Raw genomic sequence first — 20906 nt, forward strand, 5'->3', positions numbered from 1 at the left:
ATGAACTCCACCAGCTTCAATGTTCTCTTCCTGTGCACGGGCAATTCGGTGCGCAGCATCATGGGCGAGGCGCTCCTCAACGCCCGAGGCCAGGGCCGATTCCGCGCGTACAGCGCGGGCAGCATGCCCGTGGGGCGCGTGCATCCGCTGGTCATCGAACTGCTCGAGCGCCACCGCTTGCCGACAGACGGTCTGCGCAGCAAGTCATGGGCCGAGTTCGCAGGCACCGGCGCGCCCCGGATGGACTTCGTCATCACGGTCTGTGACAAGGCGCGCGCCGAGGCCTGCCCCGTCTGGCCGGGCCAGCCGATGCCGGCACACTGGGGCATCGGCGACCCGACGCAGGTCGCGGTCGATGTGGACCAGCGCCGCAAGGCTTTTGGCGATGCGCTCATGCTCCTGAGCCGGCGCATCGCCGTCTTTACCAACCTTCCCCTCGAGAAACTCGGCAAGCTGTCGCTCCAGGGTGAGCTCGACCGCATCGGAGCGACTTACTGATGGGCCTTTTCGAACGCTTTCTCACCCTGTGGGTTGCCTTGGGCATCGCGGCCGGCGTGGCACTCGGCCTTGCGCTTCCTCAGGCGTTTGCCTTCGTCGCCGCGCTCGAGCTTGCGCATGTGAACCTGGTGGTGGCCGTGTTCATCTGGGTGATGATCTATCCGATGATGGTCCAGGTGGACTGGGGCGCGGTGCGCAATGTCGGGCGGCGCCCGCGCGGACTCGTGCTGACGCTGGTCATCAACTGGCTGGTCAAGCCCTTCACCATGGCCGCGCTGGGCGTGCTGTTCTTCCAGCATCTGTTCGCGCCGTGGGTGGATCCGCAGTCGGCCAAGGAATACATCGCCGGCATGATCCTGCTGGGGGTTGCTCCCTGCACCGCGATGGTCTTCGTGTGGAGTCAGCTGGTGCGGGGCGATCCGAACTACACGCTGGTGCAGGTGTCGGTGAACGACCTCGTGATGGTGGTCGCCTTCGCGCCGATCGCGGCCTTTCTGCTCGGTGTGACCGATGTGGCTGTGCCCTGGCAAACCCTGGTCTTGGCCACGGTGCTCTATGTCGTGCTGCCGCTCGCCGCGGGGATGGCGACTCGCCACGTGCTGGCGCGGCGCTCGCCGGCGGCGCTGGCGACGTATGTGGCACGCCTGAAGCCGTGGTCGGTCATCGGACTCATCGCCACCGTGGTCCTGCTGTTCGGCTTCCAGGCCGAGACGATCGTGCAGCAGCCATCGATCATCGGCTTGATCGCCGTGCCGCTGGTTCTGCAGACCTATGGCATCTTCTTCATCGCCTGGTGGGGCGCGCGGCTGCTCAGGCTGCCGCACGAGATTGCCGGCCCTGCGTGCCTGATCGGCACGTCCAATTTCTTCGAGTTGGCGGTAGCGGTCGCCATCTCGCTGTTCGGCCTGCATTCGGGTGCTGCGCTGGCCACCGTGGTGGGGGTGCTGGTGGAGGTGCCGGTGATGCTGTCGCTGGTGGCGCTGGTCAACGCGCGCAGGCCGCTGACCACACGGGAGCAACCCGCATGAACGACATCACGATCTACCACAACCCCGAGTGCGGGACATCCCGCAACGTGCTGGCGATGATCCGCAACAGCGGGGCACAGCCACGCGTCGTCGAGTACCTGAAGACTCCGCCGAGCCGCGACGAGCTCAAGGACCTGCTCGCCCGCACGGGGCTGCCGGTGCGCGAGCTGCTGCGGCGCAAGGGAACGCCCTACGACGCGCTGGGCCTGGACGATCCGCGCTGGAGCGACGACGAACTGCTCGACCACATCGGGCGGTATCCCATCCTCATGAACCGTCCGATCGTGCTCACGCCATTGGGAGCCAGGCTGTGCCGCCCGTCCGACGCGGTGCTGGACATCCTGCCGCAGCCTCAACAGGGGGCTTTCACCAAGGAAGACGGCGAGCTGGTAGTCGATGCCCAGGGGCGCCGCGTCCGCTCGGGCGGCTGAGACCTGCGGCGCGGCCCAGTCGCCGTTGGCCGTGGACAGAAACGCCGACGGGGACCGTGGTCCCCGTCTTTACCTGCAGCGCCCTGTGCGAGCGCGTCCGGTGTGCGTCAGTCGCTGCTGCTGGTGAGGCCCAGCAGGGCCAGCAGGCTCTGGAAGACGTTGAAGATGCTGAGATAGAGACCCAGCGTGGCCGAGATGTAGTTGGTCTCGCCGCCGTCGATGATGCGCTTGAGGTCGTACAGCATGAAGGCACTGAACACACCGATGGCCATGACGCTGATGACCAGCATGCCGACGGTGGAGCCGACGAACACGTTGATGGCCGCGCCGATCACGATGGCCAGGGCGCCCACGAACAGGAACTTGCCCATGTTGGTGAGGTCGCGCTTGATGACCGTGGCCAGGCTGGCCATGACGAAGAACACGCCGGCGGTGCCGCCTGCGGCCGTCATGATCAGGCTAGCTCCGTTGCCCAGGCCGAGCACCGCGCCGATGATCCTCGAAAGCATCAACCCCATGAAAAACGTGAACGCCAGCAGCACCGGAACGCCGGCCGCCGAGTTCTTGGTTTTTTCGATGGCGAACATGAAGCCGAAGGCCCCACCCAGGAACACGATCAGGCCGATCCCTCCCGTCAGTCCCGCGGTGATCCCGGTGGCGACGCCCAGCCAGGCGCCGAGTGCCGTCGGAATGAGGCTCAGGGCTAGCAGCCAGTAGGTGTTGCGCAGTACCTTGTTGCGTGCTGCGGCCGGTGCGGCGTAGCCGTAGCCGGCGGGATGGACTCGTTCGTTCATTGCCACTCCTTTCGATGAGGTGCCCGTTAGATGGGCTCATTCTAGGTTGGTTCAAGACGATCTCGCTCAGCTATGCTCGCCGCATGCAAAACACCTCCTTCCTTGAACTGGCGGACGTCAAGGCGATCGCCGCCGCCGCCGAAGGCGAAGCGCTGAAGAACGCCTGGGCCGTCACCATCGCCGTCGTCGATGCCGGCGGGCACCTGATGTGGCTGCAGCGACTGGACGGCGCACCGGCCATCTCGGCGCAGATCGCCCCGGCCAAGGCGCACACGGCCGCGCTCGGCCGGCGCGAAAGCCGCATCTACGAAGAAGTCGTCAACGGCGGTCGCACCTCATTCCTGAGCGCGCCGGGCGTTCAGGCACTGCTGGAGGGAGGCGTTCCGATCATGAAGGATGGGCACTGCATCGGCGCGGTCGGCGTGAGCGGCGTCAAGTCGTCCGAGGACGCACAGATCGCCCGCGCCGGCATTGCGGCGCTGAAGCTCTGACGGTCCGACGGGCCGCGGCTGCGGCCTGCCGCCGCCTGGAGCCTGGAGCGCTCGCAGCGCCGGCGTCCTCTTGGCCCACGCGTCAAGGGGACAGGGCTCGAAGCTGGCCAGAATAGGTCCTCGAAGGCTCCTCAGCTCTCTCAGCTGGCAGAGCAGCGACTGGCTGCCGACCGTTCTCCTGAAGGTCCGTGAAGGGCCTCGGGAGTACTCGCTGCCGCAGTGCTATTTCGTCAGGATGAGCTTGCCGAATCGGGTTGCCTGCAGGCGGTACAGCACACCTTTGTGGCTGATTTCGACGGCGCGGTGGCCGCGCAGCAGTTCCTCGCTGTCCAGCAGGGGCGGACGAGCGGCTTCGGCATGCGCCTGCGGTGCGCCGGCAAGGCAGCCTTGCGCCCGCGTGGCCGTCTGGCACTCGGATGAAGCGGTCGTCGCGGTGGGTTGCGGTACGCGCGCTTCGCAGTCGCACCGTTTCATCGGGGCTCCTTCGGCTCGGTCACGAAGCCGATCCTGCGCAACCCCGCCTGCTGCGCAGCCGCCAGCGCCTGCGCCACCCGTTCGTAGCGCGCGTTCTTGTCGCCGCGCAGGTGCAGGTCCGGCTGCGGCTCGCGCGCTGCCTGCTCCGCCAGCAGGGCGCCGAGTTGCGCGTCCTGCACCGCCGCCTCGTTCAGGAAGTAGCGGCCCTGCGCATCGACCGACAGCAGGACGGCATCGGGCCGCTCCGGCTGGCGCTCGCTGCTCGCTTGCGGCAGATCAACCTGCACGGCGTGCTTCATCACGGGAACGGTGATGATGAAGATGATCAGCAGGACCAGCATGACATCGACCAGCGGCGTCATGTTGATCTCGTTCATCACCTCGTCGGTGTCGTCCTGGGTGCCGAAGGCCATGGTCAACCCTTCTTGAGCGGCACCACCTTGGAGGGGCTGCCGTTGGCGCTCACGCGGGCGCCGGTGACGAAGTAGGCGTGCAGGTCGTGGGCGAAGCGATTGAGCTTCATCACGATGCCCTTGTTGCCCCGCACCAGGGCGTTGTAGCCCAGCACGGCCGGGATGGCGACGGCCAGGCCGAGCGCCGTCATCACCAGCGCCTCGCCGATGGGACCGGCCACCTTGTCGATGGTGGCCGAACCCGCGGCGCTGACGGCCAGGAGCGCGTGGTAGATGCCCCAGACGGTGCCGAACAGGCCGATGAAGGGTGCAGTCGATCCGACCGACGCGAGCACCGCAAGCCCCGACTGCAGGCGCGCGGTGGCCTCGTCGATGGTGTTGCGCAGCGCCCGCGTGAGCCAGTCGCTCATGTCCAGCGAGTCGTGCAGCTGCGGCTGCGCGTGGTGGTGCGCGCAGGCCTCGCGGCCCTCGACGGCCAGGGCTCGGTAGAAGTTGCCGGGCTCGTTGCCGAGGGTGTCGAGCCCCGCGGCGAAGTCGGGGCTGTGCCAGAACGCCTCGGTGCGACGCGCCTGACGCGACCAGCGCCGCAGGTCCAGCGCCTTGGTGAAGATCACGATCCACGAGGCTAGGGACATGCCCAGGAGCAGCAGCGCGACCGCCTTGGTGACCAGGTCGCCTTGCTGCCAGAGGTGGACCAGGCCGAATTGCGCTTCCATTTGTCTGCTTCCTTACTCGAGAACGAAATTGATGGGGACGTTGAACCACATGGACTCGGGCACGCCGCCGCGGCGGCCGGGCACGTAGCGCCACTCCAGCACCGTCTTCAGCGCGGCCTGGTCGAGGCGCTCGTAGCCGCTGGATTCGCGGACCTCCGCCTGCTGCGCCCGGCCGTCTGCGCCGATGAGAACCCGCAGGACGACGCGGCCCTGTTCGCCCAGGCGCTTGCTGGCGCGCGGGTACTCGGGCGGCGGGTTGCGCAGGTAGTCGGCGGTGGTGGAGGGGAGCTCGATGCGCGGCGGGGCCGGTGGCGCGGGTGCGGGTGCGGGAGGCGTTGCCACCGGGGGTGCGGCCGGCGCTGGCGCCGGAGCGGGCGGCAGGGGCGTCGGGGCAGGCGCTGCGACCGGGGCGGGCGCAGGCGCGGCGACCGGCGCGGGTGGCACGATCGGTGCCTGCGGCGCGCGTGGCGCGGGTGCAGGTGTGGGGCGTGGTGCCGGCGGCCGCACCCGCGGCTGCGGACGCGGGGGCGTGGGCGCCGGCGGTGGTGGGGGGGCGGGCGGCGGCGGCGCGGGGACCGGGGGAGGTGGGGCCGGCGCAGGCGCGGGGGCGGGAGGAGCAGGAGGCGCAGGAGGCGCAGGAGGCGGGGGCGGCGGGGCGGGCGTGATGATCTCGCTGATCATCACCACCACCGGTTCGACCACCTCAGGAGTGCGCTGCACCAGGCCGTTCTGCAGGGCCCACAGGGCTGCGGCATGCAGCAGGACGACGCCGCCGGCGATGGCGATGTTGCGCTGCGAGGCGGGCACGGCGTTCTGGACGGGAGTGGACAAGTCGGAGTGTGGCCGAAGGAAAAGGCGATGGCGAGCTCAGTCGCGCAGCGCCCACCAGGCGCCGCCGAGGATCAGCACCAGGCTCAGGCCGAAGCCGTGGAGGAAATCCATACCGGGCGCTGCACAGGCTGGTCGGTCGGCCGGAGGGCGGCCACAGGATGGTTGGAGCAGCACTGCGCGACCACTTCGCGCGCACACGATTCGCATTGGCCGCACTGGGTGGCCACACCCAGCTCGAGCTGGATGTCGCTGAAATCCATGCCGGCGTGGACGTGGCGGGCGATTTCGCGGTCGGAGACGCGGTGGCAGACGCAGACGATCATGGTGGTGACAGCGGAGTGGCAGTGCAGGGCCGAATCGATGGCTGCAGTATAAATGCGAATCGGTCGCATTTGCAATCACGCAAATCAACAAAATCAGTCGAGCAGCAGGATGGAGCGGTCGAGGTCGGCCAGCGTGCGCGCGCCGCACTGCGCGGCCGTCAGCAGCAGTTCGTCGCGCAGCAGGGCCAGGGCATGCGCCGCGCCGGCCGCTCCGGCGGTGGCGAGAGCCCACAGCAGCGGCCGCCCGACCAGCACGGCGCGTGCGCCGAGCGCGAGGGCCCGGGCGATGTCGCTGCCACTGGAGATGCCGCCGTCCACCAGCAGCGCCACCGCGCCTCCCACCGCATCGGCGATGCGGGGCAGCGCCTGGGCGGTCGGCGCGGCGGCATCGAGGGTGCGCCCGCCGTGGTTGGACACGATCAGGCCCGGCAGTTGCAGGCGCGCCGCCTGGCGTGCGTCGTCGGGGTGCAGCACCCCTTTGAGCAGCAGCGGCAGCCGGGTGCGGGCCTGCAGCCACGCGACGTCTTCCCAGCCGGGGGCGCGCGACAGCAGTTCGGCAAGCGAGGCCGCGGGCGCCGGGTCGGCAGGCAGGTTCACGGTGCCGATCCCCGGCGGCAGGCGATAGCCCGGGCGGGAGGCCCGCACCTGCGCATCGACTGTCAGGACCACAGCGTCATAACCCGCGGCCTCGGCGCGCTGCACCAGCTCCAGGGTGGCGCCGCGATCGTGCAGGAAGTACAGCTGGAACCACAGGGGCCCGCGGCCCGCGTCGGCCTGCGCGGCGGCGGCCACGGACTCCAGCAGCACGCTCGCCTGGCTGCCGACCACCATGCCGGCTCGCTGCGCCGCGGCGGCGAAGGCCATGCCGATTTCGCCGTCGGGGTGGGCCAGGCGCTGCAGCGCCATAGGCGCGACCAGCAGCGGCCAGGGCAAGGGGCGGCCCAGCAGGATCTGGGAGGTGTCCGTGGCGGCGGTCGATCGCAGCACGCGCGGCAGCAGCCCGAGCGCATCCCAGGCCGCGCGGTTGCGCCGCGCGGCGCTGCCGTCGCCGGCGAGGGCGCTGAAATAGGCCCACGCGTTCGGATCGAGCCGCCGCCGCGCGTGCGCCTCGTAGTCGGCGGCCGACCGGACGTCGGGCGGCAGCGGCTCCAGGGCGGGGCGGATCATGTCGCGGCCCACATCCGCAGCAGGTTGTGGTAGGTGCCGGTGAGCTGCACCACGGCGGCGTCGGTGCCTGTGTCGCCTGCATCGCCGGCGGCGCCTGCGCGCTGGCGCAGCTTCAGAAGCGCCATGTCCATCTCGAACAGCAGCTGGCGCTGCTCGCCGCTTCGCACCATGCTTTCGATCCAGAAGAAGCTCGCCAGCCGGGCGCCGCGCGTGACCGGCCGCACCTCGTGCAGCGTGGTGCCGGAATAGAGCACCGCATGGCCGGCCGGCAGCTTGATCGCGCGCTCGCCCTGCGGCGCGTGCACCACCAGCTCGCCGCCGTCGTAGTCCTGCGGGTCGCTGAGGAACAGCGTGCAGGAGAGGTCGGTGCGCACCCACTGGTCGGGCTGGCGCGAGTGGACCACGGCGTTGTCGATGTGCGCGCCGTAGTGGTTCGTGCCGCCGGTGTAGCGGTTGAAAAGCGGATTGAAGATCCGCCGCGGCAGCGCGGCGGAAAAGAAGAGGGGGTCGCGCCCGAGTGCGGCGAGCACCAGCGCCTGCAGTTGCCGCGACGCGTCGCTGTCCTGGGCGAGCTGCTGGTTGTTCTTGCGCGCGAGCGCCTGGTCGCCTGCGCTGCTGCGCCCGTCGATCCACGGCGCGTTCGCATCCAGCAGGAGCGCGCGCGCCCTGGTGAGTTCGTCGGCACTCAGGATGTTCGTCAGGTGCAGCAGCATGCGGGCGATTAGAACGAGGTCCTGACGCTCAGTTCCACCCGACGCGGCGCGCCTGGCGCATAGAAGCCCCGATACAGCGCATCGGCGTACAGCTTGTCCGTCACGTTGGTGACGTTGAGCTTGGCGGACCAGGTTTCGCTGAAGGTGTACTCGGCCATGGCGTCGGCGGTGACGAAGCTGTCGGCGCGCACGTGGCGGGCTCCTTCGGGATTCTGGGCGCTGCGGTACGTGAGGCCGGCGCCGACGCGCAGTTTCGGCAGGACCCGGTAGGTGCTCCAGACGCTCCCGCTGTGGCGCGGCGTGAGGCCGGGACGGTCGCCTTCCACCTGGGCGCCGGTGCCTGCGGCGTTGAGCTGCACGTTGCTCTCATCGATCTCCGCTTCGGGGATCCAGGTGTGGTTGAAGAACACGTCCCACTTGGGCGTGACGCGCCCGGCAAGGTTGAACTCCAAGCCTGCGGCGTGGCGCTTGCCGGAGAGCAGCTCCTGCAGTGCGGCGGTGTCCGGGTCGGTGTTGCGCTCGTTGTATTTCTCGCTGTAGAAGGCAGCCACCCCGAACAGTGCCCGCCGGTCGAACAGCTCCCACTTGCCGCCCACCTCGAGGTTGCGGCTCTTCTCGGGAGGCGTGTTGGCGCTGCGCTGCTGGCCGGCATTGAAGTTGACGGCGAACTGGTAGGCGTCGCCCGAGGTGTTGTACGAGGTGCCGTAGGACACGTAGTACGACGAGGTCTCGCTGGGCTGCCAGATCACGCCGACGCGTGGGCTCCAGAGGTTGTCGGTGCGCTCGCCCGTGAGGGTGCCGCCAGCATCGCGATAGGAGGCGCTGAAGCGGTCGAAGCGCAGGCCGCCGAGCAGCTTGACCGTAGGCGTCACCGCATACGTGTCCTGCACGTACAGGCCGATGTTGCGGGCGTCGAAGGTGTTGAAGGGTACGGGCCCGCGGGTGTCGGGACGCACGGCGCCGTCGTCGGGCGTGCCGACGGTGGTCGCGGGCGAGGCCGCCAGGCCGGTGGTGAAGTTGTTGTTGCGCCGGGCGTCTTCCTGGTACAGGTCCACGCCGGCGAGCACGTCGTGCGCGCCGAAGCGGCCCGAATAGTCGCTCGCGAGCTGGGTCAGGTCGCTCTTGCCGGTGCGCGCCTTCGGAGCGCGCACCAGCCGGGTGGCGTCGCTCACGCTGTCGCGCGTGGTGCCGGGTGCGAAACGGATGACGCTGGCGAGCAGGTCGCGCTCGAAGCGACCGTGGCGCAGGCGCGTGCGCAGCTCGCCCTGGTGGTCGAAGCGGTAGACGTGCGACAGCGTGGCGTAGGTCGCGCTGGTGTCCAGCCGGTCGTCGGCCAGGCCGTAGTAGTTGCGCGCCGGCAGGGCCAGGACAGCCTCGCCGTTCTCGACGAACCAGGGGTGGTTGTAGAGCGGCGTGCCCTGCACGTCGAGGTGGTACAGGCCCACCGAGAACTCGTTGCGCGTGCCGATGCCCCAGCGGTAGGTGGGGGCGATGCCGAGCTTTCGCTGGCTCGCGCCCCAGTTGTCGGCGTCGTGCACCAGGGCGTTCAGGCGGAAGGCCGCGTCCTCTCCGGTGCGCCAGTTGAAGTCGCCGGTCAGGCGGAGGAAGTCGCCGGTGCCCAGGGTGGTGTCCACCTCGTGCTGGGTCATCTGGAACGGCTGCTTGCTCACCTGGTTCACCACGCCGCCCGTGGAGCCCTTGCCGAACAGCATGGACGCCGACCCTTTGAGCACTTCGATGCGGTCGTTGTTGAAGGTGTCGCGCTCGTACAGCGCGCCGTCGCGCAGGCCGTCCGTGTAGATGTCGCCGGCCTGGCCGAGCGAGAAGCCGCGCAGGCGCACGTCTTCCTCGCCGGTCTCGCCGGCCTGGAAGGTCACGCCGGCAGTGGTGCGAAGCACCTCGCGGAAGTCGTCGAGATTGCGGTCGTCCATCAGCCGCTCGGTCTGTACGGTGACGGACTGCGGAATGTCGCGCAGCTCCTGCGTGCCCTTGCCGATCTGCGTGCGTCGCACGCGCAGGTCGTTCTTGGTCTGCGGAGCGTCAGCCTGCTCGCGCACCGTGACGGTCGAGAGGGTTCCGGCGGTAGAGGCGGCCGTACCGCCTTGCTGCGCCAGGGCGCCGGTCGAGGCGGCGAGCAGCAGCGCGCCCAGCGGCAGCAGCGCGTGTTCAGGAAATCCAGGTCGGGAAAAAGATGCAGATGCCAATTCAGCCTCCGGGGCGACCCCAGGCGGGGTCGGGTTGTCGATGAGGCTGGCTGGTGCGCGGCAGGCGCCGCGGGGCATGGCTGGCCGCGCTTGGGTGTCGGCCGCGATGTTACATCAGAATGCGAATTAGTCGCATTCGCATGCGTTCCTCCGCTTCCACCGGCGTGGCGGCGGCGCGACGACGCTCAGTGCTCCGGCGGGTCGGAAATGGACTGCAAATAGTTCTGCAGGCCGATCTTGCCGAGCACATCGATCTGCGTCTCGAGGTAGTCGATGTGCTCTTCGGTGTCCTTGAGGATGTACTCCAGCAGGTCGCGCGAGACGTAGTCGCGCGCCAGCTCGCACTGCGCGATGCCTTCCTTGAGCGTGGCCTGGGCACCGCGCTCGCTGCGCAGGTCGCAGTCGAGCAGCTCGGGCACGTCCTCGCCGATCATCAGCTTGCCCAGGTCCTGCAGGTTGGGCAGGCCGCCGAGCATCAGGATGCGCTCCATCAGCTTGTCGGCGTGCTTCATCTCGCCGATCGACTCTTCGTACTCCTTCTTCGCCAGCCGACCGAAGCCCCAGTGCTTGAGGATCCGGTAGTGCAGGAAGTACTGGTTGGTGGCGGTGAGTTCGTTGCGCAGCTGGGCTTGCAGCTGCTGGATGACTTGGGGGTCGCCTTGCATGGATGCTCCGGAAGCGGCCATCGGCCAGGGGAAAGTGGGCGCTCGATTGTGACGGAAGGGGCGCCGGCGAGGGTACCGCGCAGCGCGGGCCGCAGAGGGCCGCCGCGCTCGTCGTCAGCCGGCCCCGAAGGACTCGATGCCCCGCCGCAGGTCCGCGGGAAGATCGACCGCGCGGTGCGTGTCCAGCGAGGTCGCCACGATCACCTGGCGCATGGACATGCGCGCCTCGCCGGTGGCCGCGGCGTCGCAGCGCAGTTCCAGCGTGATGGAGCGCTGCCCCAGACGCACCACCTCGAGCGTCATCGACACCTCATCGCCGAAGCGGCTGATGGCGGTGAAATCGGCCTCCAGGCGCACCGTCGGCAGGCCGATGCGCCGGCAACCGACCAGGTTGCTGAATCCCACGCCCATCGCGTCCACCCAGTCTTCCACGACGCCGTTGAACAGCACGAAATACTGGGGATAGAAGACGATGCCCGCCGGATCGCAGTCCGAAAAGCGGATGCGCCGCTGCGTGGTGAAGCGGCACAGCGGCGCTGCGCGTGTGCCCTCGACGGTCGCGCCGGTCGCGTCCGTATCTCCGACGCTCATGTCGCGCGCCCCGGGACGGCGGGCGCCGCGTTGCCGCGCGCCGCAGCGGCGTCCCAGCACCCGGGTGGCACACCGCGCTCGCGCAGCTTGTATTTCTGCACCTTGCCGTTTTCGGTGCGGGGCAGGTCGGCCACGAAGTCGATGTAGCGGGGCAGGGCGTAGCGCGGCAGGCGCGCAGAACAGAACTGCGCCAGCGTGATTGCATCGACCGAGGCACCCTCGCGCAGGGTGACGGCGGCCATGACCTCGTCCTCGGCCAGCTCGGACGGCACCGGGAAGACCGCGACCGCCGCCACCGCCGGATGCGACATGAGCACCTGCTCGACCTCCCAGGAGGAGATGTTCTCGCCGCGCCGTCGGATCGCATCCTTGATGCGGTCGATGAAGCGGAATGCGCCATCGGCATCGCGCACCACCCGGTCGCCCGTGTGGAACCACAGATTGCGCCAGGCCTCCACCGTCTTGTCGGGCTTGCCGAAATAGCCGCTTGCGAACGCGAACGGCTCGTCGGCGCGCAGCACGAGTTCACCGGCGGTGCCGTCGGCAAGCGGGTTGTCCCACTCGTCCACCACCTGCGCCTCGAAGCCCGGCCGCAGCCAGCCCATCACGCCGCGCCGCGGCGAGTCGGGCGCGGTGGCGATGACGAAGTTGGTTTCGGTGGAGCCGTAGCCCTCCAGCAGCAGCACGCCGCAGCGCTCGCGAAAGGCCGCGCCTGCAGCTTCGGGCACACCCGGTCCGAGGCCAAGGCGTACCTGGTGCTCGCGCTCCTGGGGCCCGGGCGGCTGCGCGAGCAGGATGGGCACCATCGCACCGAGCAGGTACACCACGGTGGCATCGTGCGCGCGCATGGCCGGCCAGAAGCTCGAGGCGGAGAAGCGCTCGAGGAAGACGGCGCGGCAGCCCACCACGCTGGCCTGCGCGAAAGTGTTGAGCGCGTTGATGTGGAACAGCGGCAGGCTGGTGCACAGCACGTCCTGCTTGGTGAGCTGCAGCACATCGGCTGTTTGCACGCCCCACCAGGTGTACTGCGCGTGCGGGCAGACCACGCCCTTGGACGGGCCGGTGGTGCCGGAGGTGTAGAGGATGGCGAGCGGATCGCCCGGCTGCATCGGCTCGGCATCGACGGCCTCGGCCGCCACCGGCCAGGGCCGAAGATCGAGTGCCGGTGCGGCTGCGCCGTCTTGCGGAATGTCGCCGACCACCCAGGCCTGCTGCAGCGCACAGCGGCCCAGGTCCGCCAGTTGCAGCCGCTCGACGAAGGCCGCTTCGATCACCAGCAGGCGCGCGCCGCTGTCGGAGAGGAGGTACGCGATCTGCGGGCCCATGGCCGCGCTGTTGATCGGCACCGCTACCGCCCCGATCCAGCCGCAGGCCAGCACCGTTTCCAGGAACTCGACGCGGTTGCCGCAGAGGATCGCCACCCGGTCGCCGCGGTCGATGCCCGCCGCCCGCAGCGTGCCGGCGCGCCTCGCGGCGGCCGTGGCGGCGTCGCGGTGCGTCCAGTGCACGCCGCCGATCGACAGCAGCGGCCGCTCGCCGAAGCGCTCGGCCTGCCGTCGCAGCAGGGCCGGCAGCGTGCGCTCGGCCGCAGGCAGCAGCCACTCAGTCCTCATCGCCCGAGCCTCCGCCGAGGTAGGTGGCCTGCACACGGGCGTCGCCGGCGAGTTCGGCCGATGCGCCACTGAGGGCCACCTCGCCGGTCTCGAGCACGTAGCCGTGGTCCGAGCTGTCCAGTGCGGCGCGGGCGTTCTGTTCCACCAGCAGGATGGAGACGCCCTCGCCGCGCAGGCCGCGCACGATGGTGAGGATCTCCTGCACGATCAACGGCGCCAGGCCGAGGCTGGGCTCGTCGAGCATCAGCAGCCGGGGCGAGGACATGAGCGCCCGGCCCAGCGCGAGCATCTGGCGCTCGCCGCCCGAGAGTGTGTCGGCGCGCTGCTTGCGGCGCTCGCCCAGGCGCGGGAAGCGGTCGAACACGAAGTCGAGCCGCCCGCGCAGCGCCGCGCCGCCGAGCCGGCGCGCGTAGGCACCCAGCATCAGGTTGTCCAGCACCGTGAGCTCGCCGAACAGCTCGCGCTTTTCCGGCACCAGGCACAGGCCGCGCTCGACCCGCGCCTCGACGTCCAGGCCATGCAGGTCCTCGCCTTCGAAGCGCAGCGTGCCGCGCGAGGGCAGCAGGCCCATGGCCGCCGCCAGCAGCGTGGTCTTGCCCGCGCCGTTGGGGCCGATCACGGTGACGATCTGGCCGGCCTGCAGGCCCAGCGTGACGCCGCGCACCGCCTCGACCTGTCCGTAGGCGACGTGCAGGTCGTCGATCTCGAGCATCGCGTGTTGCATCAGCGTCCTCCCTCGGTCAGCGCCTCGGGCGGTGAACTCGCCGGCGCCGCAGGGACTGGCGCCGCGCTGCCCAGGTAGGCCGATTGCACCAGGGGGTCGGCGCGCACGGCGGCCGGAACGCCTTCGGTCAGCTTGGAGCCGAAATTCATGACGACCAGGCGATCGACCAGCTTCATGACGAAATCCATGTCGTGCTCGACGATGAGGATGGTGACGCCCTCCGTGCGCAGCTTGCGCAGCAAGGCGGCGAGTTCGTGCTTCTCCTTGCGCCGCAGTCCGGCGGCCGGCTCGTCGAGCACCAGCAGGACCGGGTCGGCAGCCAGTGCCCGCGCGATCTCGAGCAGGCGCTGCGTGCCCAGGGGCAGGCTTCCGGCCAGCTCGTGCGCCCGGTCTGCCAGCCCGATGCGGTCGAGCTCGCGCCAGGCTTCGGCGAGGATCTGCGCTTCCTCGCGCCGGTCGAGGCGCAGGCCCGCGGCCATCATGCCCGCGCGGGTGCGGCCGTGCGCGCCCAGGGCCACGTTGTCCAGCAGGCTCATGTGCGGGCGCAGCTTCACGTGCTGGAAGGTGCGTGCCATGCCGAGCTTGGCGATCACGCGCTGGGGCAGGCCGCTGATGTCGCGGCCCAGGAACTCCACCTGGCCGCCGCTCATCGCGGCCGCGCCCGTGAGCAGGTTGAACATGGTCGATTTGCCGGCGCCGTTGGGGCCGATCAGGCCGACGATCTCGCCGACACGCACGTCGAAGCTCACGTCGTTGACCGCGATCAGGCCGCCGAAACGCTTGACCGCATGGCGCACCGACAGCAGCGGCTCGCCGGACGTGGGCAGCGTGCGCCTGGGCAGCGGCGCCGCCTGCCGTGGGGCGGGCGCGGCCGCCTGGGGAAGGTAGCGGCGGGTGAGCCGCGTGAGCAGTCCCATGATGCCGCTGCGCGCGAAGTGCAGCAGCAGGATGAACAGCACCGCGAACGCGATGGCTTCGAGCTGGCCGCCGCGCTGCCCGAGCAGCGGCAGCACGTCCTGCAGCAGGTTCTTGAGCACCAGAACCACGGCCGAGCCGACGATGGCGCCCGCGATGTGGCCCAGCCCGCCCGCCACCGCCATGAGCAGGTACTCGATGCTCGCGCGCACGTCGAAGGGCGAAGGACTCACGAAGCGGTTGGTGTGCGCATAGAGCCAGCCGGCCAGGCCCGCCAGCACGGCGGCCAGCACGAACAGCCCCAGCCGCACCTTGAACGCATCTGCGCCGACACTGGCCAGCAGCACGCTGCCGCCGCGCAGGCTGCGGATGGCGCGCCCGGTGCGCGACTGCAGCACGTTGTAGCTGAACCAGCAGGCCAGCGCGACGATGCTCCAGATCAGGTAGTACATCGCGCGCCGATCGACCAGCGACACTTCGCCGATCGTCAGCGCCGGAACGTTCGAGATGCCGGTGTGCCTGCCGAGGAACTCCATGTTTCCGAACAGCAGCGCGATGGACAGGCCCCAGGCGATGGTCGACAGCGACAGGAAGTGGCCGCCGAGCCGCAGGGTCAGCAGGCCGATCACCAGCGCGGCCCCGCCGGTGAGCAGCAATGCGAACGGCAGCCCCAGCCAGGGGGAGACACCCTGCGCGGTGGACAGCCAGGCGGTCGCGTAGGCGGCGATGCCGACGAAGGCGGCCTGCCCGAAGGAGGTGGTGCCGCCGACGCCCGTGAGCAGCACCAGCCCCAGCGCCACGAGCGCGCCGATCCCGATGTCGTTGAGCAGGCTCACGCCGAAGTTCCCGAGCACCGCCGGGGCCATCGCCAGCGCCGCCACGGCGACGGCGACCAGCACGAATCGCGTGCGCTGCCTCATTGGTCGATCTCCTCGGCTTCTTCTTCGTGGTGCCGCGCCATCGCCGAGCGCAGCATGAGGACCGGGATCAGCAGGCTGAACACGATCACGTCTTTCAGGGCGCCGCTCCAGAAGGAGCCGAAGCTCTCCACCACCCCGACGGCGAGTGCGCCGATGGCCGTGAGCGGGTAGCTCACGAGCCCGCCGATGATGGCGGCCACGAAAGCCTTCAGCCCGATCAGGAAGCCGGAGTCGTAGTACATGGTCATCACCGGTGCCACCAGCACGCCGATGAGGCCGGCCAGCAGCGAGGCGAAGGTGTAGGCGAGCAGCGCCGTGCGGGCCGGGCGGATGCCGACCAGGCGGGCGCCGACGCGGTTCACCGCCGTGGCGCGCAGCGCCTTGCCGACGACGGTGCGCTCGAAGGCCAGGAAGAACATCGCGCTCAGGACCACGGCGGCCGCGAGCATCAGCAGCACCTGGCCGCTGACGCTGAAGCCGTTGCCCAGGTCCAGCGCGCCGTCTGCGAGCGGCGCGGTGCGCGAGCCCTCCGGTCCGAAGAACAGCAGGCCCAGCCCGGACAGCAGGAAGTGCAGCGCGAGCGAGACGATCAGCAGCACCAGCACCGACGCGTCCGCGATGGGCTGCAGGGCCACGCGGGCGACCAGCGGCGTGATGGGCACGACCAGCAGGATGGCCGTGACGATGAACACCGCGTGCGGCAGCTCGCGCCCGCCCACCAGCCAGGCCAACGCGCAGGGCAGGGCGGGCAGCACCCCCCAGCCGAGGATGGCGCGCGGGATGCGGGCGGCCTCGCCCCGGCGCAGCAGCGAGGCGACTTCCACCACCACCGCGAGCGCCGCGAGCGTGAGCACCATGCCGATGGTGGCGGGCTGGCGGCCGGTCTCGAACGCCGCCAGGCTGAGCGCGGCGAAGGCCGCCACGTCGCCGAAGGGGACGAACACCACCCGGGTGACGGAAAAGATGAGAACCAGGCCCAGGCCGGCGAGCAGGTACACGGCCCCGTTCGCCAGACCATCGATACCCAGGATCAATGCAACGTCCCAACTCATTCAAGACTCCACGGAAATGCGGATCGCCGGCCCCTCGGGGCGTAGCGCAGGAGCGCGCGGGCCGCTGCGCGAGGGGCCCTTCGCGGACGCTGGTGGCGCACCCGCGGCATGACGGCGCCGCAGGCGCAGCGGGTGCGCACCTTCACCTCAGGGCACCAGCTTCCACTGGCCCTTGTCCAGGCGCACGATCACGCGTGCCCGTTCGTCCACGCCGTACAGCGCGCCGGGCTTGAAGTTGTAGACGCCGTGGCTGCCCACCACTTCTTTGGTCTGCATGATCGCGTCGCGCAGCGCCACGCGGAACTCGGGTGTGCCGGGTTCGGCCTTGCTGGCCGACAGGGCGCGGGCCGCTGCGTCGGCGAACACCAGGTAGCCGTCGAAGGAATAGGCCGAGAACGCGTCGGTGGTCGGTGCGTTGTTCACCTTCTGGAACACGTTGCGGAAGTCCAGCGCCGCTTTCTTGGTGGGGTAGTTGTCGGGCAGCTGCTCGGCCACGATCACCGGCCCGGTGGGCACCTGGGTGCCCGAGGCCGCGGCGCCGCCGACCCGCACGAAGTCGGCGTTGATGAGGCCGTGCTGGCCGTAGACCGGGCCCTTGAAGCCACGCTCGCTGAGTGCGAGGTAGGGCAGCGCACCGGGGGTGCCGGCGCCGCCGGTCATCACCGCGTCGGGGCGCGCCGCGACGATCTTGAGGACCTGGCCGGTGACGGAGGCGTCGCCGCGGGCATAGCGCTCGTTGGTGACGACCTTGATGCCGGCGGGCTCCGTGGCCTTCATGAGGGCGTTGTAGACCAGGTCGCCCCAGGCGTCGGAAAAGCCGATGTAGGCCACCGTCTTGTGGCCGGCCTTCTTCATGCGCTCGACCACCGCGTCCACCATGAGCTGCGTGGGCTGGGCGACGGTCACGGTCCACTCGAGGTCCGGCCCCTGCAGCGAGATGGGCGTCAGCCCGATCATGGGTGTCCTGGTTTCGCGCGCCACCTGCGCCATGGCGATGGCGGCCGGCACGCCCGAGGTGCCCATGATCACATCGACCTTGTCTTCCTCGATCAGCTTGCGTGCATTGCGCCCCGCGGTGGTGGGGTCGGACGCGTCGTCCAGCACGATCAGCTGCACCTTGTGCCCCTTGATCTCCGGCTTGTAGGCGATGGCCGCCTGCATGCCCTTGGCGTAGGGCACACCGAGCGAGGAATTGGGCCCGGAGAGCGAAACGCTCAGGCCTACCTTGAGGTCGGCCGCGGCCGCCGCGGAGGCGCCCGCGGTGAGGGCGAGCGCGAGGCTGGCGCCGAGGGCGGTGCGTCGGGTGAGGGCATGCATCGGTGTGTCTCCTGTCGTGTGTGTTGCTCAAGGAAAGAGCTGGATCGCGGGCAGGGGCTTGTCCGCGTCCAGAAGGTCGACCCGCTTGAGTCGGATGCGCCATGCGTCGTCCACCCGCACCAGCCGGTGGGTGGCCGTGCCCGCGAGCAGGAGCTGGCGCTCGCCGCGGGACTCGATGTAGAGGAAGGGCGTGCGCAGCTCGCAATGCGTCGCGCCTTCGCCCGTGCACTGCGGCGCCTGCAGCACGTGCTGGCAGCGGCTGCGCGGGTGCTCCGAGTGCGCGCGCGGGCTCTTGAGCCGCTCGATGCGCAGGCTCAGCAGCAGGCGGTCTTCGTCGGCCAGCGCGTTGTGGGCAGCGCCCTCGGCCTGCGCCGCTCCCTGCAGCGGCACCCAGTAGCGGGCGTCCTCGCTGAAGAGGGCGAGCCATTCGTCCCAGCGCTGCTCGTCGAGCAGCCGCGCCTCCTGCAGCACCAGCTCCTGCGGGCTCATGCGGGCTCTCCCGGGGCATCGGGCGGCAGGGCGTCGGCCATCACCTCGGCCCAGGCGCGAAACTGGTTGCGCATCAGCGCTTCGCTGGTGCCGTTCACCTCGCGCACACCGGTCTCGTCCGCGCCGGGGCGGTGGTCGCGGTGCAGGCTCACCCAGTCGTTCGGCCCCGCACGCAGGCCCTGCTGCATGGACTCGAAGAGATGCACGTCGTCGTGCGCGACCATCGACATCGGGGAGAACACCAGCCGGTTGTAGGTCATGGCGCGCTCGAAGAGCAATTCGGGTGCACCCTCGGCGCGCAGGCTCCAGGCCTCCACCAGCGTGCGGTCGGCGGCCAGGGGGCGGATCACCCGGATGGCCTGCGGCGAGCCCTTGACGGCCAGGCTCGGGAAGCACACCGAGTTCTGGGGCGAGCGCTGCAGGATCTCGGCGGCGCGCTCCGCCCCGTGCGCCGCCTGCATCGCGGCCTCGTACTCAGGCACCTGCGCGTAGCCCGAGTGGATGCTGAAGTTCACCCCCAGCATGCTGTGCCCGTGCGGGTAGATGCGCCCGCCCATGCGGTCGAAGAAGTCGTAGCCGGCGCCGAAGGGCAGGATCTGCTCCATGGCCATCGGCTTGGGCGCGTCCTCCGGCTGGTCCTGCCAGAGGCGGCGCGCGGCCTGCGTGGCCGACTCGTGCGCGGACAGCGGGTGCACGGTGTCGTTGATGTTCTCCAGGTACATCTTCCAGTTGCAGTGGATGACGTTGCGCAGGATGCCGCCCTCCACGCGCAGCCGTCCCACCGGCGAGCGGTCGGCCAGGTTGTCGATGGCGGCGAGCACCTCGCCGAAATAGGCGTGGAAATCGGGGCCGCTGTCGCTCAGGCGCGCGAACACGAAATCGCGGTAGACCTCCACGTGGGCGACCGCGCCCATGCCCTGCGCGGCCTCGCTCGACTGCAACGCGCTGCCTTCGTAGCCGGCGCGCAGCGGCGTCGCCAGCAGCGAGCCGTCGAGCCGGTAGGTCCAGGCGTGGTAGGGGCAGCGGAGCAGGCGCTCGGCCCGCCCCTGCCCGTCGGTCACCAGCGGCATGCCCTTGTGGGCGCAGCGGTTGTACAGCACGCGGATGCCGCCGTCGGGCTGGCGCACCATCAGCAGCGGCTGGCCCGCGATCTGCACCGCGACGTAGTCACCCGGCTGCGGAATCTGGCTCGCGTGTCCGACGAAGTTCCAGGTGCGGGCGAAGAAGGTGTGCTGCTCGAGCTCGAACAGCTCCTGGCTCAGGTACAGGGCGCGGTGCACGCGATCGGGCTGCACCAGGGCGAGGACGTCCTTGCGGTTCATGGAGCGCTCGGCGCAGTGCGGCCCGCCCCCGAAGGCGCGGGCCTGCAGTGCTTCAGGGCACCAGCTTCCACTGGCCTTTTTCCAGCTTGACGATGACGCGGGAGCGCTCGTCGGAGCCGTAGCGGTTGTCGGGCTTGAAGTTGTAGACGCCGTGCGTGCCCACCAGCTCCTTGGTGTTCACCATCGCGTCGCGCAGCGCCACGCGGAACTGCGGCGTGCCGGGCTCGGCCTTGGCGGCTGCGCGCTTGGCGGCGTCGGCGAACAGCAGCCAGGCATCGAAGGAATAGGCCGAGAAGGCATCGGTGGGCGGCGCGCCGTGCACCTTCTGGTAGGCGTCGCGGAAGTCCATCGAGACCTTGCGGATCGGGTTCGTCTGCGGCAGCTGCTCGGCGACGATCACCGGGCCGGTAGGCGCCAGCAGGCCCTCGACCGACGCGCCGCCCACGCGCACGAAGTCGGGGTTGATGAGGGCATGCGTGCCGTAGATCGGCCCCTTGAAGCCGCGTTCGGCGAGCGCCCGGTAGGGCAGGGCGCCGGGCGTGCCCGAGGTGCCGGTGATCACCGCGTCCGGGCGGGCGGCCACGATCTTGAGCACCTGGCCGGTCACCGAGCTGTCGGCGCGCGCGAAGCGCTCGTTGGTCAGCACCTTGATGCCCGCCGCACCGGCGGCCTGCTGCAGCGAGTCGTACACCAGGTCACCCCAGGCGTCGGAAAACCCGATGTAGCCGACGCTCTTGACGCCCTGCTGCTTCATGCGCTCGACCACCGCACTGATCATCAGCGGGGCCGGCTGCGGCAGCGTGACCATCCACGCGCCTTCCTCTCCGGGCAGGTTGGCGTTGGCGATGGAGATCAGGGGCGTGCGGGTCTCGCGCGCCACCGCGGCGATCGCCAGCGCCCCGGGCGAGCCGGCGGTGCCGATGAGGATGTCGACCTTGTCTTCGTCGATCAGCTTGCGGGCGTTGCGCGCCGAGGTGGAGGGGTCGGAGGCGTCGTCGAGCTGGATCAGCTCGACCTTGCGCCCGGCGACTTGCGGCATGTGCGCCACGGCCGCCTGGATGCCCTTGGCGTAGGGGATGCCCAGCGAGGACACCGGCCCCGACAGGGAGGTGATGAAGCCGACCTTCAGGTCGGCGGCCAGGGTGCCGAGGGCCAGTCCGGTGCCGACGATGGCGGTGGCGATCTTCTTCAGGGCTTTCACGCGTGGTCTCCAGG

23 protein-coding genes are annotated in these 20906 nt (G+C 70.0%); 4 read left to right on the forward strand and 19 right to left on the reverse strand.

From position 1 onward, the window contains the following. Genes WG922_RS15005 through arsC form a run of 3 tightly spaced genes read left to right on the forward strand, consistent with a single transcriptional unit; the run spans position 1 to position 1957 of the window. Entirely contained in the window at positions 1 to 498 is a 498-nt protein-coding gene (locus tag WG922_RS15005; RefSeq protein WP_340283541.1) for an arsenate reductase ArsC, read from the forward strand. Continuing rightward, positions 498 to 1526, forward strand: coding sequence for an ACR3 family arsenite efflux transporter (arsB, locus tag WG922_RS15010; RefSeq protein WP_340283542.1), 1029 nt, complete (start codon positions 498 to 500; stop codon positions 1524 to 1526). Before WG922_RS15005 ends, arsB begins: the two co-directional genes overlap by 1 nt. After that, a complete protein-coding gene (gene arsC / locus WG922_RS15015; RefSeq protein ID WP_340283543.1) occupies positions 1523 to 1957 on the forward strand; it encodes an arsenate reductase (glutaredoxin) in 435 nt (144 codons plus the stop codon). The genes arsB and arsC overlap by 4 nt, the downstream gene beginning before the upstream one ends. 107 nt (positions 1958 to 2064) lie before the next feature. Here the strand turns inward: arsC and WG922_RS15020 are convergent, their stop codons facing one another. Continuing rightward, positions 2065 to 2751: a Bax inhibitor-1 family protein gene (locus WG922_RS15020; protein WP_340283544.1), complete on the reverse strand. Its 687-nt coding sequence runs from the start codon at positions 2749 to 2751 to the stop codon at positions 2065 to 2067. A gap of 83 nt (positions 2752 to 2834) precedes the next feature. On the opposite strand from WG922_RS15020, the gene WG922_RS15025 reads away from it, so the two are divergent. Continuing rightward, positions 2835 to 3242 carry a GlcG/HbpS family heme-binding protein gene (locus WG922_RS15025; protein ID WP_340283545.1) on the forward strand — a complete coding sequence of 136 codons (408 nt, stop codon included), beginning with the start codon at positions 2835 to 2837 and terminating at the stop codon, positions 3240 to 3242. A gap of 222 nt (positions 3243 to 3464) precedes the next feature. Here WG922_RS15025 and hemP read toward each other — a convergent pair whose 3' ends face one another. The 18 genes from hemP to WG922_RS15115 all read right to left on the reverse strand — a co-directional run bounded on the left by hemP (position 3465) and on the right by WG922_RS15115 (position 20892). Next, positions 3465 to 3716, reverse strand: a complete 252-nt coding sequence (hemP, locus tag WG922_RS15030; protein WP_340283546.1) for a hemin uptake protein HemP — start codon at positions 3714 to 3716, stop codon at positions 3465 to 3467. Further along, entirely contained in the window at positions 3713 to 4129 is a 417-nt protein-coding gene (locus WG922_RS15035) for an ExbD/TolR family protein (protein ID WP_340283547.1), read from the reverse strand. Before WG922_RS15035 ends, hemP begins: the two co-directional genes overlap by 4 nt. 2 nt (positions 4130 to 4131) lie before the next feature. Next, complete coding sequence (locus WG922_RS15040; RefSeq protein ID WP_340283548.1) at positions 4132 to 4845, reverse strand: MotA/TolQ/ExbB proton channel family protein; 714 nt, start codon at positions 4843 to 4845, stop codon at positions 4132 to 4134. 12 nt (positions 4846 to 4857) lie between these two features. Beyond that, positions 4858 to 5676, reverse strand: a complete 819-nt coding sequence (locus tag WG922_RS15045; protein WP_340283549.1) for an energy transducer TonB — start codon at positions 5674 to 5676, stop codon at positions 4858 to 4860. Positions 5677 to 5759: 83 nt separating this feature from the next. Continuing rightward, a complete protein-coding gene (locus WG922_RS15050) occupies positions 5760 to 5999 on the reverse strand; it encodes a (2Fe-2S)-binding protein (RefSeq protein WP_340283550.1) in 240 nt (79 codons plus the stop codon). 93 nt (positions 6000 to 6092) lie between these two features. Further along, the gene (locus WG922_RS15055; RefSeq protein WP_340283551.1) at positions 6093 to 7166 is read right to left on the reverse strand and encodes an alpha-hydroxy acid oxidase; all 1074 of its coding nucleotides are present in this window, start codon (positions 7164 to 7166) and stop codon (positions 6093 to 6095) included. After that, positions 7163 to 7879, reverse strand: coding sequence for a Fe2+-dependent dioxygenase (locus WG922_RS15060; RefSeq protein ID WP_340283552.1), 717 nt, complete (start codon positions 7877 to 7879; stop codon positions 7163 to 7165). The genes WG922_RS15055 and WG922_RS15060 overlap by 4 nt, the downstream gene beginning before the upstream one ends. Positions 7880 to 7887: 8 nt before the next feature. Then, positions 7888 to 10161 carry a TonB-dependent receptor gene (locus WG922_RS15065; protein WP_340283553.1) on the reverse strand — a complete coding sequence of 758 codons (2274 nt, stop codon included), beginning with the start codon at positions 10159 to 10161 and terminating at the stop codon, positions 7888 to 7890. Positions 10162 to 10268: 107 nt separating this feature from the next. Next, positions 10269 to 10748, reverse strand: coding sequence for a bacterioferritin (gene bfr / locus WG922_RS15070; RefSeq protein ID WP_340283554.1), 480 nt, complete (start codon positions 10746 to 10748; stop codon positions 10269 to 10271). Positions 10749 to 10862: 114 nt separating this feature from the next. Next, positions 10863 to 11339, reverse strand: coding sequence for an acyl-CoA thioesterase (locus tag WG922_RS15075; protein ID WP_340283555.1), 477 nt, complete (start codon positions 11337 to 11339; stop codon positions 10863 to 10865). Continuing rightward, entirely contained in the window at positions 11336 to 12952 is a 1617-nt protein-coding gene (locus WG922_RS15080; RefSeq protein ID WP_340283556.1) for an ATP-dependent acyl-CoA ligase, read from the reverse strand. Before WG922_RS15080 ends, WG922_RS15075 begins: the two co-directional genes overlap by 4 nt. Next, positions 12942 to 13676: an ABC transporter ATP-binding protein gene (locus WG922_RS15085; protein WP_340283557.1), complete on the reverse strand. Its 735-nt coding sequence runs from the start codon at positions 13674 to 13676 to the stop codon at positions 12942 to 12944. The genes WG922_RS15080 and WG922_RS15085 overlap by 11 nt, the downstream gene beginning before the upstream one ends. Further along, entirely contained in the window at positions 13676 to 15511 is a 1836-nt protein-coding gene (locus WG922_RS15090; protein ID WP_340283558.1) for a branched-chain amino acid ABC transporter ATP-binding protein/permease, read from the reverse strand. The genes WG922_RS15085 and WG922_RS15090 overlap by 1 nt, the downstream gene beginning before the upstream one ends. Then, on the reverse strand, positions 15508 to 16563 hold the full coding sequence (locus WG922_RS15095; RefSeq protein ID WP_340283559.1) for a branched-chain amino acid ABC transporter permease: 1056 nt from the start codon (positions 16561 to 16563) through the stop codon (positions 15508 to 15510). Before WG922_RS15095 ends, WG922_RS15090 begins: the two co-directional genes overlap by 4 nt. Positions 16564 to 16710: 147 nt before the next feature. Then, positions 16711 to 17880, reverse strand: coding sequence for an ABC transporter substrate-binding protein (locus WG922_RS15100; protein WP_340283560.1), 1170 nt, complete (start codon positions 17878 to 17880; stop codon positions 16711 to 16713). Between the two features lie 27 nt (positions 17881 to 17907). Then, on the reverse strand, positions 17908 to 18369 hold the full coding sequence (locus WG922_RS15105; RefSeq protein ID WP_340283561.1) for an aromatic-ring-hydroxylating dioxygenase subunit beta: 462 nt from the start codon (positions 18367 to 18369) through the stop codon (positions 17908 to 17910). Then, the gene (locus WG922_RS15110; RefSeq protein ID WP_340283562.1) at positions 18366 to 19691 is read right to left on the reverse strand and encodes an aromatic ring-hydroxylating dioxygenase subunit alpha; all 1326 of its coding nucleotides are present in this window, start codon (positions 19689 to 19691) and stop codon (positions 18366 to 18368) included. Before WG922_RS15110 ends, WG922_RS15105 begins: the two co-directional genes overlap by 4 nt. A 52-nt stretch (positions 19692 to 19743) precedes the next feature. Further along, entirely contained in the window at positions 19744 to 20892 is a 1149-nt protein-coding gene (locus tag WG922_RS15115; protein WP_445322837.1) for an ABC transporter substrate-binding protein, read from the reverse strand. Positions 20893 to 20906: the final 14 nt, after the last annotated feature.

Origin of the sequence: Ramlibacter sp. AN1015, from assembly GCF_037726105.1 — a bacterium.
In the GTDB taxonomy this organism is placed as follows: Bacteria; Pseudomonadota; Gammaproteobacteria; order Burkholderiales; family Burkholderiaceae_C; genus Ramlibacter.